General features: G+C 42.4%; 7 protein-coding genes. 2 read left to right on the plus strand and 5 right to left on the minus strand.

Going from position 1 to position 15977, the window contains the following annotated elements; all coding sequences use genetic code 11:
• Nucleotides 1–377 (minus strand): DUF92 domain-containing protein (locus F7734_RS04745; protein ID WP_155743615.1); only part of this gene is annotated, 377 nt, incomplete at its 3' end.
• Nucleotides 378–748: 371 nt separating this feature from the next.
• Between F7734_RS04745 and F7734_RS04750 the strand changes: the two genes are divergently transcribed.
• Together F7734_RS04750 and F7734_RS04755 are read left to right on the plus strand one after the other, a co-directional pair.
• On the plus strand, nt 749–2842 hold the full coding sequence (locus F7734_RS04750; RefSeq protein ID WP_155743616.1) for a S8 family serine peptidase: 2094 nt from the start codon (nt 749–751) through the stop codon (nt 2840–2842).
• A gap of 252 nt (nt 2843–3094) precedes the next feature.
• Nucleotides 3095–4831 carry a C2 family cysteine protease gene (locus F7734_RS04755; protein ID WP_155743617.1) on the plus strand — a complete coding sequence of 579 codons (1737 nt, stop codon included), beginning with the start codon at nt 3095–3097 and terminating at the stop codon, nt 4829–4831.
• A gap of 16 nt (nt 4832–4847) precedes the next feature.
• On the opposite strand, the gene F7734_RS04760 is transcribed toward F7734_RS04755, so the two are convergent.
• From F7734_RS04760 to F7734_RS04775, 4 genes are read right to left on the minus strand one after another with little or no spacing between them, the layout of a single operon-like run.
• Nucleotides 4848–5657 carry a class I SAM-dependent methyltransferase gene (locus F7734_RS04760; RefSeq protein WP_155743618.1) on the minus strand — a complete coding sequence of 270 codons (810 nt, stop codon included), beginning with the start codon at nt 5655–5657 and terminating at the stop codon, nt 4848–4850.
• Nucleotides 5658–5715: 58 nt separating this feature from the next.
• Entirely contained in the window at nt 5716–6759 is a 1044-nt protein-coding gene (locus F7734_RS04765; protein ID WP_155743619.1) for a thioesterase domain-containing protein, read from the minus strand.
• Nucleotides 6756–12443: a type I polyketide synthase gene (locus tag F7734_RS04770; RefSeq protein ID WP_155743620.1), complete on the minus strand. Its 5688-nt coding sequence runs from the start codon at nt 12441–12443 to the stop codon at nt 6756–6758. Before F7734_RS04770 ends, F7734_RS04765 begins: the two co-directional genes overlap by 4 nt.
• 1 nt (nt 12444) lies before the next feature.
• A complete protein-coding gene (locus tag F7734_RS04775) occupies nt 12445–15669 on the minus strand; it encodes a type I polyketide synthase (RefSeq protein ID WP_155743621.1) in 3225 nt (1074 codons plus the stop codon).
• Between the last annotated feature and the right edge of the window lie 308 nt (nt 15670–15977).

A 15977-nucleotide genomic window follows, 5' to 3' on the forward strand; every position in this document is an offset into this window, starting at 1 on the left:
GGGCAAAGGGGGTAGGGAGTAGGGAGAACTCCGGAATGAATAACACCTACGCCGATAGCACATAATGCTCCAGTGAGGGCTGAACCCCAAACGTTTTCTGGACCTCTAGCACCAGAACGCTTTTCCGCTATACCTTCTGCTTCCTTTTGTGCCATACCGACACGGGTTACAAAAGAACCAACAAGAAAATAGAACATAACTACTACATATCCCTGCCAACCTAGTATTCCCCAAATCAGAGTCCCAAGTAACCATGCGTGAAAATATCCTGTCGGTGTTAGTAGCTTTTTAGGCGCAATCCAAGCCAAGCCAAGCAAGAAGGTGTTAAGTCCCACTCCAACCAACCAAGGATTTACAGAATTAAGTAAAGAAATCATTAACGTTTGATGTTTTCAAGTATTTTTGCCGAAGTACCAATAGGATATCTAATTTGGTGCATTTGCGGATTGCTTGCTGCAACCCCTAATTCTGTTAAAGCATTTAACTGACAACACACAAAAATTGTATAGAGTCAAGAAATATAGTATAAAAAAATACTTTATTTCTATCTCATAAGCAAGTTTAATGTGGGGATGTGTTGGTAGACACAAATAAATGTCTCTTTTAAGAATTTCTATCCAATTGCATAAATAGTCTTTAAAGTTCCAGTAAAATTTTCATTTTATTTTGATAAATTTATACACAAGGAGATTTTTTTTTGGGAAAAGAAAGATTGTGATGTAAGTAGATATCCCGTGCAGCATAGAGTATGTCCGTGACATTATCCCCAGATTCTCTAGAGACCAGTTGTAACTCGAATATTTTAAACAATGCGACCCACATTACAGATGCCGTAAATATACTTAGTAATGAATTATTCACAAAAAGTTGGTATAGTCGTAGTAGTTTTAAACACGACTTTTGTAATTTAAGCGATGATGTGGATGTAGACCCAAATCGATTTGAAAATGATAATGAAATTGATGTAGATGAAGCAATTAATGTTTCTCAACTTGGTAGTACAAGTCTTAAGTCAATTGACACAAAATTTGAAACAGGAAACGATCGCGATCGCGTTTATTCACATGAAAGTTTTGTTGCAGAATACACCCTAAGTATTTCAGCAACATCTACAGGTATTATTAGTAACACTTATGACACTTCTTCACCCATTGCAATTCATTCCTATACTGACAGCTTCAGCGATTGGGTAGAGAGTTTCGAGAGCGACTGCTATAAATTCAACCTTGAGTTCACTGGCAATCTTCAACTGGAACTCAACGATTTAAGTGCCAATGCTGATGTGGAGTTACAAGACATCAATGGTATCTCCCTTGGAAGTTCTAAAGGTGCAGGCAACACAGACAAAGCGAAAGCGACAAAGCTATCACCAGGCACGTATTACGTTAGGGTTTATGCAGACACTAACAGTAGTAAAACGTACTATACCCTAAGTATTTCAGCAACCCCTCTCAACGAAGATACATCTCCCATACCCACTTCTAGCGCTAGCAATACACAGTCAAATCCTACTGCTAGTAGCAACCCGCCAACACCTGCTACAGCAGTAACATCTCAAACTTCAAGCAACGGTACACGTATTGTCAGAGGAGATCTAGGAGCTAACACCTTTATTTATGAATCCAGTCCGGGAATCTCAGTATTCTTAGGTAATGGCAATGTTGACTTTGGTAGCGGACAGCGAGACTCGTTGCATTTATCAAACATTTCTTTCACAACAGTTTCTTTAAAACTTGCCAATACTAGCGGCGGAGGTGTACTTTATAACCCAGGTAACGGCACTCGTTTATTTGATGGCATTGAGTTGAGTGATGGCAGACAAATTCTTTTTGAAGGCATTGACTGCGTTGTATTTACAGACAAAGAGCTTAATTTGTCCGTAGAACCCAATGACCCTATGTTTAGTAAGCAATGGAACTTGCACATGATGGATGTGCAAGATGCTTGGCGTTTCACTCAAGGTAACTCAAATGTTCTTGTAGGAGTTCAGGATACAGGTCTACCTGTTCTCAATGGTAATACTCACTTAGATTTAGGAGTTACTACTTATATTCCAAATAACTACGTGGACGAGATGAGTACTAGCGGTGTCACTACTCATGGTCTTTCAACTCAATCAGTTATTAATGCCCAGATTAATAATGGTGTAGGAATGAGTGGTGTTGGAAATTTCGAGGTCTTTCACATTGATGTTCTGGGTGGCGACGCTCACGACTCTACTTTGGTAGATGCCACGCAAGAAATGATTCGTAAGGCAAATACAGAAAATCGGCGTTTGGTGATTAACTTTAGCTTAACTGGAGGATACTCGACCCTACTGGAGCAACTGGTTGTTAATAACCAAAACGTTTTATTTGTCTTTGCATCTGGTAACACTGGAGCAGACACTCTTACAGAACCGGCAATTTTAGCTCAATACAAAAACGCCATAGCAGTAGGTGCTTCTTGGGGACGTAAAGACTACTATGGTAATCCAAAAAACTTGGGAGAACGTATTTCCTACATTAACTGGTGGAGTTCTAATGGTGGCACAGAGCTAACCATTATGGCACCTGGTGAAGTCATTGCCGCTAATGGCACTCAACAAAGCACATCTTCTGCATTCGAGTTTGGTTTTAACTCCAACTTTAACGGAACTTCAGCCGCCGTACCACACGTGACTGGAATTGCTGGATTACTTTGGAGTGTTAACAAGAACCTGTCTGCTTTCCAAATCAAGGAAATTTTGTCGCAAACAGCTTACGATTTGGGTACTCCCGGTCATGACAAATATTACGGTCACGGTTTTGTGAATGCTGGTGCTGCGGTACGTAGAGCATTAGCTATTGGGATGGGTGCTTGACAATGACCAATGACCAATGACCAGTGACCACCGATCGGTGGTCACTGGTAAAAGTGTTTGTACTGAAAAGAAAAGATTTTTTTGTTAAAAAAAATACGTGCTTTTAGCGTGGCTGTTTTAAAGTTTCAACAAGCATTATTAAATAACATACCTTCAATCTCACGCATTAAGCTTTTTGTGAAACCTTAGCCTAGCTTAGGTTCTGATTGGTGTGTCTACCAAATCTCTGCGGCAATAGGACACATATATTTTATGCAAAACGATTTTACCAGTCATAGCCTTAACACGTCTTTAAGTATAAATCTTACTGCAAGCAACCAAACTTTTGCAGGCTCATTAGGTCGGCGCAATCCAGATGATTGCTATAGTTTTAGCCTCAGTGGTAGTAGTAGTCTGAGTCTAAGTCTTGATAGTCTTTCAGCAAATGCAGATTTACAGTTGCTCGATGGCAATGGTTCAACTATTGCAGGTTCACACAACCGTCACAACACGGATGAATCTTTAGGTATTACTGTAGGTGCAGGCACTTATTACATTCAAGTTTCTCGTGTTGGAAGTGCAAATACCAGTTATAACTTAAAAGCTTTTAAAAATGAAGCTCCACAATCCCTACAATTCAACACTTATAAAGGCTCTTATGAAGCTGGCGAGACAGTCAATCTCACCAATACTAGGGTTTTCGATCCTAACGGTGCAAATGACTTGGCACGAGTTGACTTTTGGTTGCAAAAAGATGGGAGTAATTGGCAAGATATTAGTGACGCCGTACAGTTTACTGTTGATAACGCTGACAGTCGTTACGGCAGTTTTACATACTCTCTGAATAGCCTATCTAGCGGTATTTACCAGTTACAAGCAAAAGCTTATGACAAACTGGGTAATAGCACTCAAAGTACGCAAACAACCTTCAAGGTTGGAGCAGCATCAGATTGGTTCGACCAAAATATTCAAGATGAAGTCATACGTTCGGCAACAAGGTCACGTTTTGGTGATGGTTTGTTAGATCGCAACGATATGGTCTCTATTCTTCGCGAGTCAAAAGATGGGAATGTGGTGGATGCCACTGAACTAGCAGATATCCGTACATTGATAGGTAATACCTCTTACATAAAAATATCCGAACACGTTAGAGTGTTATCTAACAAAGTTGCAAACAATGACACTGCTAATCAAAAGTATCAAGGAAATTCTTTAGGCAATTTGGTTGCTGGTAGTAGCGATGTTCAACTAGAAAACTTAATTAACAAGTGGTTTTATGGGAGCGATCGCCCGCAAACCTCTTACACCTATCAGTATGCAAGTGGCTCTTTGTTCCAAAATGGTGTTAGTTACGAGGACATAAAACAAGGCGGTATGAATGACTGCTATTTCCTAGCAGGGCTGGCATCAACAGCCTCTCGTACCCTCAATACAATAGAAAGCATGTTCATTGACAATGGTGACAATACCTTTACAATACGCTTTTGGCGAAATGGAGTTGCAGACTACGTTACAGTAGACAGATATTTACCCACTGATACCTCTGGAGCTTTTGTTTATGCAAGTAAAGGCAGTCACTACAGCAATGGTGGGAATGAATTATGGGTTGCTTTTGCGGAAAAAGCTTATGCTCAATTAAACGAATCGGGATGGATTTATCAAAACAATACCAATACTTACGAAGGTATTGGTAAAGGAGGGTACATGAGTGATGCTTTTGCACAAATCACTGGCAAAAAAGCTGCGCTGGGGAAAGCTATTGACTGTAACTCAATTATCAATGCCTTCAATTCCGGACAACTTGTTGGATTTGGTTCAAAAACTAATGGAGTGGCAGCAAATATAGTAGCCGGTCACGCTTACTCACTTGTAGGTTATGACGCTTCTACCCAAAAATTTACCCTTTTCAATCCTTGGGGGATGAACACAAACGCTTCCAAACCCGGTATTATCGAAGTCAGTTGGAGTGAAGTACAGTCAAACTTTAGTTACTGGGATACTACTGTGTAAGTGGTTAACAACCTTCTTATAACTTGGTTTCAAGAATCAAATAAGCATTACGAAAATAAGACAGTTGAGTAAGTAATTTTAACACCAATCTTACTAGCCAGGGCCAACGCTCTGGATATAGCTGATATAGAGACCAGACATTGACTAGATGCAATCCCATCGCTGTCACCTCTTGTTCATTCTTGACATACCACTGATGGGATGCTCCAATTTGACTAAAAACCTTACTACCCACCTTTGCATAATTGCCTAAAATGTCCAATACTAATGAAGCACCTGAAAACCGAGAACGCATTTGAGAGACTAAGTGCTGCACCTCATTGACCTTAAAGTAGGGCAGTAAGCCTTCTGCAATAAATAAAATGTTTTCAGGTGCTACATCGGGCACAGCACTCATCCAGTCAAAATCCATCACTGAAGCACTAATAAACTGGTGCTGCTGTGTCTGTGTATCTAACTTATGGCGTAGTTCAGTTACTACAGGCAAATCCAGTTCCAGCCAACGATAACTTTTCTCCCCGATGCGGTGAAACCGAGTAGATAATCCAGCCCCCAATTCCACGACAACAGGATTGGAATGATTAGCAATATGACGAGATGCTATTTGGTCATGATGGTAAGCTCGTACAGCAAAGCTAATTTGATTGAGCTTTGATTTGCTATAAATTGCTTCTAGCCCGTTATCCCAAGGCAAGAGTTTGCTCCACTCAACAGCTAGTGGGTCTTGAAAAAGAGGATGAGGATGAAGTTGTTCATCAGCTCGTCCCCTAAGGGTCAAGAGCATAGTGCTAGGCACACCAGTAAGTTCTGTAATGATTTGAGACATGAAAGTAATAGTCCGTTTATGCAGTCATACATCTGAAATGGAGAAGAGCTTAGATGAGTTACTGTTCATTGCTACTGAGAGCTTGCTCAATGCAGTCTTTTAGCTTCTGAGCGAGGATACTCACATTAGGTTGGTCAACCATATATTCGTGATAGCCTGGAATAACGTGTAACTCAATATTAGCGATCGCCTCTTCCCAACCCAAAGTTGGTTCCAACGCAGAAACATTTTGGGAGAAGCTCAACACTCCTTTTTCTGCCCGAAACAGAACGCTCCTACCTGAGTAAAGTGGTGGCGAGTAATTACGCATTGCTTCGCAGTTGAGCGATTGAACTCGTAGTAAACGTTCGACTTCAGAAGGAATCAGGTCTGCTTGTTTGAACTGCTCGCAAATCAAGACTGCTTGCTGCTTAATAGGCATTCTTCGTAACTCTTCCAACGAGATTGAAAGTGTTTCCCCTTCTATAACAACTTTTTGGGATAGTATTGACTGCTCGGGCAGATGAGACGGTGTATAAGTATCCAGCAATCCTAAAAAAGGGACCTGCTCGCCTTGGGTTTTCAGCTCGTGAGCCATTTGCAAAGCCACGATGCCACCGAAAGACCAGCCCATTAAGATGTATGGACCGTGGGGCTGGACTTCCCGTACAGCCCTTAGGTAAAGGGTAGCCATATCTTCCACCCGCGTGAGTGGCTCCTCTCCCTCTTCTATACCCAGCGATTTCAATCCGTAGAAGGGTCGATCGCTACCCAACAATCGGGCTAACTCATGGTAGCAAATAACTAGGCCAGTATAAGGGTGTACGCAAAAGATCGGCACCTTGGAGCCTCTCGACTGAATTGGAACCAGAGGAGAAGGGGAAACAACTCTCCTATTTTGATGCGGACTAGCAGTTAGCTGCTCCACATTTACGGAATCAACATTAAAAATATCTGGGCGATCGCGTAGCAACTCTAGGATTTCTGATTTGTGCTGCTTCAGTTGGGTTAATACTGAAGAAGTTAATTCTCCCTTGGAAGTGCGATAACGCAGCTTTTCACCCTCACTCCATAATTCCCAACCTTGGATGGCAAGATCCTGCAAAAACTCAATTAAATTCACAGTTCCCCTTCTAGAACATCTATACTTCCAAAAATTTTCGTAATTAAATGTTCGGCAAAGTCTTGAATATTGGAAAATTCAAACAAAACTGTTGCAGAAAGCACACAACCCAAATTGGTCTGTAGCAAATTCCTTAACTCTAAAGCCAGCAAAGAATCCATCCCCATATCAAAAAATCCTAGCTGTGGGTCTAGCATTTGAGAGTCAGGGAATCCTAATAACTGACCCACGACACCTTGGAGATAATTCGTCATAAGTTGGGGGCGATCGCTAGCCCGAGCTGCCTTTAGTTTTAGCAAAAACTCGTTGGTCTGAGTTTCTTTTGCTACAGACTGGGAATCAATAAATGCTTCCAATACAGGCATCTTCATCCCTGGTGGCAATTGTTTTGCAAACTGAGACCAGTTCACGGGAAATACCCCTACTAAAGTCGCTGATTGACCCAACAACCGATCCAAAATTTGCAAACCTTCCTCCGGCGGAATGCTACTCATACCCAGAGAGCGAATCCGGCTTTGGAACTGATCTGCCAAACGGGCTGCCATGCCTCCTTCTCCCCAAGCTCCCCAGTTCACGCTCAATCCGGGCAAACCTAGTGCCCGACGATGAGAAGCCAAGCCATCTAGAAAAGCGTTAGCCGCTGCATAATTACCTTGACCAGTGGAACCTAACAGAGATGCTGCTGAGGAGAAACACACAAAGAAGTCCAAAGGCAACTCTTGGGTTAATTGGTGCAGATGCCATGCTCCTTGAACTTTCGGAGCCATCACTTTCGTAAACCGTTCCCAGTTCATCTGCTGTAAAACCCCATCATCCAAAACTCCTGCTGCGTGAATCACACCTTGCAATGGCGGTAGGGATGCTTGAACCTTTTCCAAAATGCTGGCTGCATCTTGTTTGACAGAGACATCTCCCAACAGCACTGAGACTTCTACTCCGGCTTCCTCTAGTTGGGTGATGGTTTGTTGTGCTTTCTCTGAGGGTTTCCGTCGCCCAGTCAAGACCAAATGTTTAGCGCCCTTATCTGCTAGCCACTTAGCCAGCTGTAGTCCTAAAGCTCCCAGTCCACCAGTAATGAGGTAACTGCCTTCAGGGGTAATGATAATTTCTTGCTGCTGTTCGGTGGTTGTCTGCTTTTGTTGGCGCACAAGTCGCGCTACCCGACGTTCTCCCTGACGGTAAGCAATCTGGTTTTCGTCGTCTTTTGAGATAAGTTCTTGATATAGCAGTTGTACCAGTCCTTCTTCTTTGGTGTTTGGTTCCAAATCGAGTAACCGACATTGCAGTTCTGGATGTTCGAGAGCTACTACCCGACCTAATCCCCACACTGGTGTCTGTTGCACTTGCACTGCTTCATGGTCTGTACCTACACTCACCGCACCTTGGGTAACTACCCACAGAGGCGCTACCTGTTGCTGTTGGGTCTGTACCAAGGCTTGCACCAGATGCAGCAGACTGGCACAACCATATTCTATGGCTTTTTCTAACTGACTGTTAGTTGTTGGCACAGCCCACAGATGAACAATTCCCTGAAGTTGTGAGTTTTGAGAAGTGATTTCACCCAACAAACGTTTAAATTCTTCTGGAACAGTGGGGTTAAGTTGGTAGTGTTTGTTGTCTATCTGCTGATAACTTAAACCAGGAGATACTAAAATACATTCTTCACCCAATTTTTTCACTAATTCTTCTGCCACAGCACCAGGTTCTATAAACAGCAACCAGTTCCCTGTTGTCTGTTTTTGCTTTTGTTCTTCTGGAGTTGATTGTTTCTGGGGTTGCCATTCTAATTCGTAGAGCCAGCGCTGTGGTGTTACCTCTGAGTAAGATGACAGTTGAGCTAGCATTTGCTGATTCCACTCAGCAATTTTCTCTTTGGATAACTGCTGTTGCTTTTGCGCTGTTAGCAATACATAGCTGGCTATTCCCTTGCTGAGAACTTTCCCTAATTGATAGTAAGATTTGAACCCTGCTTTAACGTTTTCGTCGCGATTTTTTTGATACAACTGTTCCAAACGTTGCTCAAAGTCTGGATCGTACAAAAAGTTAGATATTTCCGGACTCACATCAATGGCTGCTACTAACTGGAGTTGATGTTGAGAGAGTAACTCTACCCACTCCGATTTAGTAATAAAGTAGGAAGATGTTTCTTGATGATCGATGGTAAATTCGCTGTTAGAGATGAAATCTGCTAACACCAAATATCCCTGTTGGTTTAAATGATTGCCGATATTAGTAAATAATGACTTTTTATCCAGAATGTGGTGGGCTACCTCAAACCCGAATACCAAATCATAGCGATCGGGAAATTCATCTTTGGCACTATCTCGATTAAAGATTTTTACTCGTTCTTGTAGTTGCTTTTCTGCTACTTTTGTGCTCCCCAGTTTTGCTTGTTCGCTGGAAATTGTGTATCCATTCAATTGCAGATGCTCATACTTTTGAGCTAGCTGAATTAAATCGGAAGCATATCCGCAGCCAAAGTCTAAAACTTTTTGACAAGATGAGAAATCTACTTGAGCAAACAATAATTTTCTCAAATCTTTTTGAGACTCAACAATCATCTGACGAGATTGTTCTTGATTCGCCTCTGTAAGACATTTAATCCAAGAAAAACCGGGAACTTTGTCCGGGAATAAACCAAAAGTTAAGAATGCTGATTCCGATCTTGCATCTGCCTGATTTCCTGCTTGCTCTTGACCCAAGATTGCTACGGCATTGTAATATTCGTGAACTATACCCCCTTTGAATTCCAGATAATTTTGCTGTCTTTTAACCAGAAGTTCGAGTAACTTTGGCAGTAATTGTCGCTCTTGTGCGGTCAGTTCCCCTGCTAGTTCTAATTCCTGAGCTAACTCCTCGGTTGCTCCTTGGTTCAGCAAGTTGACAATTGGTGTTGAAACAGTTTTATCGTTGTTTTCTTCCACTTCCCACCAATAGCGTTGCCTTTGAAACGGATAGGTTGGCAGTGCTACTTTACAACGGGGATAATCTCGGTCAAATCCTGACCAGTCTACTGCTACTCCTTGTGTGTATAATTGCCCTAAACTTGAAAGCATTTGTTGCCAATCTTGTTGAGGCGGACGTAACGAAGGCAGCCAGGTGCCTACGTCTTCTGGCAAACATTGACGACCCATTCCCAGGAGTGTTGGCTTTGGTCCAATTTCTAAAAACAGTTTATATCCTTCGCTATGCACGGTTTGCATACTCTGAGCAAAAAGCACGGGTTGCTGGACATGATCGATCCAATACTCTGGGGTAGCAATTTCAGGTGTTGCCTGTTGTCCGGTAACATTAGAAATTAACGGAATTCGCGGTTGAGTGTAGGTGATTTCTTTGGCTACGACTTCAAACTCCGCAAGCATGGGTTCCATGAGAGGGGAGTGGAAGGCATGAGACACTTGTAGGGGTTTGGTCTTGATTCCCATCTCTGCCAAACTGCTACAAATTGCTTGGATGGCTTCACCAACACCGGAAATCACAATGCTGTCGGGACCGTTGATGGCTGCGATTGCTACCTTGCCTGCATAAGATGCGATCGCCGAGCGCACCTGCGCCTCTGATGCTAACACTGACACCATCTCTCCGCCACTAGGCAACTGCTGCATTAACCTTCCCCTGGTCGCAATCAGTTTCAGCCCTTCTTCTAGGCTGAATACTCCTGCTACAGCTGCTGCCACATATTCACCTACACTATGACCCATGACCACGTCTGGTTTGATGCCCCAAGACTGCCACAACTGAGCCAAGGCATATTCTACTGCAAATAAGGCACTTTGAGTGTAGGCAGTTCGATCTAGAAGTGAGGTATTTTCTCCTTGTGCTGTTTCCTGTGGATAAAGCACTTCTAACAAGGGCTTGTCTAGTAGTGGTCGTAGAATTTCGTTGCATTGTTCTAGGGTTTTCCGAAAGGTGGGTTGAGTCTGGTACAACTCCAAACCCATGTTGACATACTGAGAACCCTGACCCGTAAAGAGAAAAGCTATTTTGGGCAAGCTCGTGCTGTTGGGGATTTGACCAGAAAATAGTCCTGTCACCTCTTTACATGCTGTCAGGTTGCTGAGTTTTGTAGCAAGTTCAGCTTTATCAGAGGTCATCAATGCTAGTCGATAATTAAAATGAGCTCGCCCTGTATTTGCGGTGTGGCAAATGTCTTCTAGTGCTAATTCTGGATAATTTTTTAGATGATTGGAATAACTATTAACGAGTTCTTCAAGAGCTTTTTGAGTTTTCGCTGAAAGCGCTAGTATGTGTGATGTACGCTCTAAAGACTTTTCAGTTTTGACTTGTTCTGGCGCTTCTTCTAGAATCATATGTACGTTTGTACCACTAATTCCGAAGGCACTGATACCTGCTTTCCTAGGTTGATTGCCTTGATGCCAGGGGATTGCTGAAGTGGGAACGACTAGAGGAAGTTGATGCCAAGGGATATGGGGATTGGGTTTTTTAAGGTGCAAATGGGGCGGTATTTCTTGATTCTGAAGCGATAAAACCACCTTAATCAAAGCTGAGATTCCTGCTGCTGCTTCCAAATGCCCGACATTTGTTTTTACTGAACCAACTACCAAGGGTTGATTGTGAGGACGGTTTTTACCATAAACTGCTGCTAAAGACTCTAGCTCAATGGGGTCTCCAAGGGATGTTCCTGTCCCGTGAGCTTCGACGTAGCTCACCTGATTCGGCTCTACTCTGGCATTTTGTAGTGCTTGCTGAATCACTTCTTTCTGAGCCATCTTGTTGGGAACTGTCAGACCGCTACTAGGTCCGTCGTGGTTGGTAGCCGAACCTCGAATCACCGCTAAAATTGAATCCCCATCTGCTATGGCATCACTGAGACGCTTTAGGACTACCATCCCACATCCTTCCCCCTGCCCGTAACCATCTGCTGCGGCATCAAAAGTTTTGCAGCGACCATCTGGAGCTAATGCTTTCAAGCTGCAACGACCGATAGTGCTTAATGGCGATAGAATCAGATTGACTCCGCCTGCGAGGGCGAGATTGCATTCTTTTAAACGCAAACTCTGGCAAGCTAGATGTACGGTTAATAAAGAAGAGGAACAAGCAGTATCTAACTGAATATTTGGTCCTTGTAAGCCAAGGAAGTGAGAAATGCGACCTACAGCCATACTGCGGGAGTTACCCGTGCCAGAATGGACATCCATTGAGGAGAGTTTCTCAAAATCTTGAAACCGTTGGCCATAGTCGTCTGTGCAAATGCCCACATATACACCTGTTTGACTGTGCCTGAGTTTTGCTGGTGTTTGTCCTGCGTTTTCTAGGGCTTCCCAGGTGACTTCTAAAAGCAGTCTTTGTTGGGGGTCTAAACTCGCTGTTTCCCTGGGGGAAATACCAAAAAATAAGGGATCGAACCGATCCACTTGTTGGATGAAGCCACCTTGTTTGGTGTAGGTTTTCCCTTGAGCTTCAGGGTTTGGATCGTAGTAGGCATCAACATCCCATCGACCAGAAGGTACTTCTGTTACAGCATCGAGCCCTTCGTGTAATAAACGCCAGAATGAGGAAGGGTCATTTGCATTACCAGGAAACCGACAACCTATACCAATAATAGCGATTGGTTCAGTTTTTTCTTTGTTGACTGCTTCAAGTCTATTTCGCATCTCTTTAATAGTTTGAAGCACTTCTTGAGAGGAAACCGCTTGTTGTTCTGTTTGTGAAATATTGGTCATTTTAGATTTCTTGGTTAAGTAGAAGTTGAATTTCTTTAAGTTCGTCTTGAAGAGCCGTTGCAATTAATTCCTCTTTAATGGCATTCGCGATCGCATCTTCACATAGTGGTTTGAGTTCAGTCTCTACAATAGTTTGTTTCTTCTCATATTTATCAATTTCATATTTTTCCTCTAGTTCCCCTACAAAAATTTTTGTTATTAAATACTTAGCCAGATCTTGAATGTTATAGTGCTCAGATAATGTTGTGACTGAAATTGAACAGCCGAAACTTCTCTCTAACAGATTCTTGAGTTCCAGCATCATCGTATGGTTCATGCCCATATCAAAGAACCCCAACTGTGAATCTGGGATTTGGGAGTCATCAAACCCTAACAGTTCACCAACTACACCTTGTAGGTAATGTAGCATTAGTTGCAGGCGTTCTCTGGTTGGAGTTTTCTCAAGTTGCTGTAAAATGCCTGAGTATTGTTCTGAAGATTGACCAAATTTTTGAGTTCGAGTCGTTAAAATTTTCAAAAGTTTAGGTAGCAATTTTTGCTCTTGTTCTGTCAATTCTTCCGAAAAGTTTAGCTCCTCTAGCAACTTATCTGTATCAATTTGACTCAGTATTTCAGCTATTGGATTTAGGCTATTTTCTAGGATACCTTTTTGATGTCCATTTGCACAAGCTTCCAGTCGGTAGCGTTGTCTTTGAAATGGATAAGTAGGCAGTGCTACTTTATAACGGGGATAATCTTGGTCAAACCTTGACCAATCCACCTTCACCCCTTTCACATACAACTGCCCTAAACTGGAGAGCATCTGTTGCCAATCTTCTTGAGGCGGGTTTAATGAAGGCAACCATAATCCCACATTCTCTGGCAACAATTGACGAACCATTTCCAAGAGTATTGGCTTTGGTCCTATTTCCAAGAACAGTTCATATCCTGACTGATGCAGGATTTGCATACTTTGAGCAAAATACACGGGTTGCCCGACATGGTCTATCCAATATTCAGGGGTGGCGATTTCTGGTGTTGCCTTTTGTCCAGTAAAATTAGAGATTATGGGTATCTGAGGCTGATTGTAGGTGACTTCTTTGGCTACGGCTTCAAACTCCCCTGGCATAGATTCCATTTGCCTTCCCCTAGTGGCAACCAGTTTCAGACCATCTTCTAAGCTGAATACTCCTGCGACGGTTGCTGCCACATATTCTCCAACACCATAACCCATAACCACATCTGGTTTGATGCCCCAAGATTGCCACAACTGAGCCAAGGCATATTCTATTGCCAACAGAGCCGATTGACTGTAAGTGCTTCGATTTAGAAGTGAGGAATTTTCTGTAAGTTCTGTTGATTGTGGATAAAGCACTGATAATAAGGGTGTCTCTAGTAATGGTCGCAGAATGCGATCGCATTCCTCTAAAGTTTGACGAAAAGTGGGTTGAGTTTGGTATAACTGCCAACCCATATTGACATCCTGGGAACCCTCACCCGTAAAGATAAAAGCTACTTTTGGACTTTCGCCTCTTGCTTGTCCTCTCACCAGTCCATTTATCCGATCGACCTTCATGAAAGCTGTCAGTTGTTTGTGCAATTCAACGTTAGATTCAGCGACTACCGCTAATCTTTGTTCAAAATGGGCACGCCCCGTATTGGCTGTGAAGCAAATATTTGCCGTTGATGCTTCTTGATGTGACTGCAAATATCCTTGATATTTTTTGACCAGTTCCCCCAAAGCCAACTCATTCTTTGCCGAAAGAGTTAAGATGTGTAAGGGTCGCTCAACTTCTGTTACCCTTTGAGTTTTTGGCTCTGGTGCCTCTTCAAGAACCACATGAGCATTAACACCCCCAACTCCAAAGGAGCTTACACCAGCTCTCCGAGGTACGACTTCCCCATCTGGCGTTTTTAACTGTTGCCATTCTTGGGTTTCAGAGACTATATAAAAGGGGCTATTCTCTAACTGAATACGCGGATTTAATTGCTGAAAATTTAGAATCTTGGGCAATTTTTTGTGCTTCATTGCCAAGAGAACCTTAATCACCCCAGCAATTCCTGCTGCTCCTTCCAAATGTCCAATATTTGTTTTAACTGTCCCTAGACCACAATAGTGTTTTGCAGACCTTGGCAGTTTATACTCTTGATAGAGTTGTTTGAAACTTCGTTTCAGAGCATTAATTTCAATTGGGTCTCCCAAGGGAGTCCCAGTGCCATGAGCTTCAATATAGGAAACTGTATTAGGGGGGACATTGGCTTTGCTATACGCAGCACGTACCACTTGGGCTTGGGCATAAATACTGGGAGAAGTCAAAGTTCTTGATTTTCCGCCATGATTCACAGCCATCCCTTTAATCACACCATAGATCTGGTCTCGATCCTCAATAGCTTTTGCCAGAGGTTTTAATAAAATTATCCCTGCTCCTTCCCCTCTAACATACCCATCTGCATGGCTGTCAAAACTATGGCATTGTCCTGTTGGAGACAACATCCCTAATTGGCTCATTTGGATGTATACTGTTGGTAAATTCATAACACTAATTCCACCCACCAGTGCTATTTCACATTCTTTTTCTTTTAGAGCATTGATGGCTAGATGGAGCGCTACTAGTGAACTGGAGCAAGCTGTGTCCACAGGAACACTTGGACCGCGAAAATCAAAGAAGTAAGAAATTCGGTTAGGAATCATGCAAGTCCAAGTTCCTGTTCCAATATGTCCCTCTATGTTTTCTCTATCTTGGTTCAAAAAAAGGATTGAATCGTAATTACAAGCTCCAATAAAAACACCAACGGAACTTCCTGATAGTTGAGATGGTGAATACCCAGCGTCTTCCAAACAAGACCAACTCAATTCGAGCATCAACCTCTGCTGCGGGTCGATCGCTTTAGCTTCACGAGGAGAGATTCCAAAAAATTGGGGATCGAACTCGTCTGAAGCCTCTATCAGTCCAGACCATTTACTAATACTTTTATTGCGCTCTTGAGGATTGAGAGAATAATACTTCTGCACATCCCACCTTTCGGGAGGAATTTCGTTAATGCTATTGACTCCTTGTTCCAGGTTGAACCAGAATTGTTCGCAGTCATTAGCTCCTGGAAAGCGACAACTAATACCGATAACAGCGATCGCTTGACTCTTGTGTTGTTTTGTCTCTTCGTTTTGGGTGCTTGCTTGCTTTTGTACTTCAACTTCCTCTTGGTTGGAAGAAAAAGACTCCTTGTCTGGTTGGAAATTTTGATTCATCTTAAAACTTCGCTTGAGTTCGTAAACCTTAGCTTCTTTAAAAAAGGATAATGTACAACATGAGTGATTTTAATCGCTGCCGAGTTATGGAGAACGAATTGTCAGATTTCGACTGATAATCGTTTGTAAAATATTAGCTTATCTGGTCTAAAATTTTGTTGAATTAACGCTTTCAAAGTATTTGCCGTTTAATCAACAGCTTAAGATAATAATAAGATAATATTGTATTGCTTGCAATCCTTCCTGCAATAATTATCTAAGCAGTGTTGATAAAACATAAGAAGCAGCTTTAGCATACTTTATACTGA

The sequence above is a fragment of the Scytonema sp. UIC 10036 genome (genome assembly GCF_009725235.1).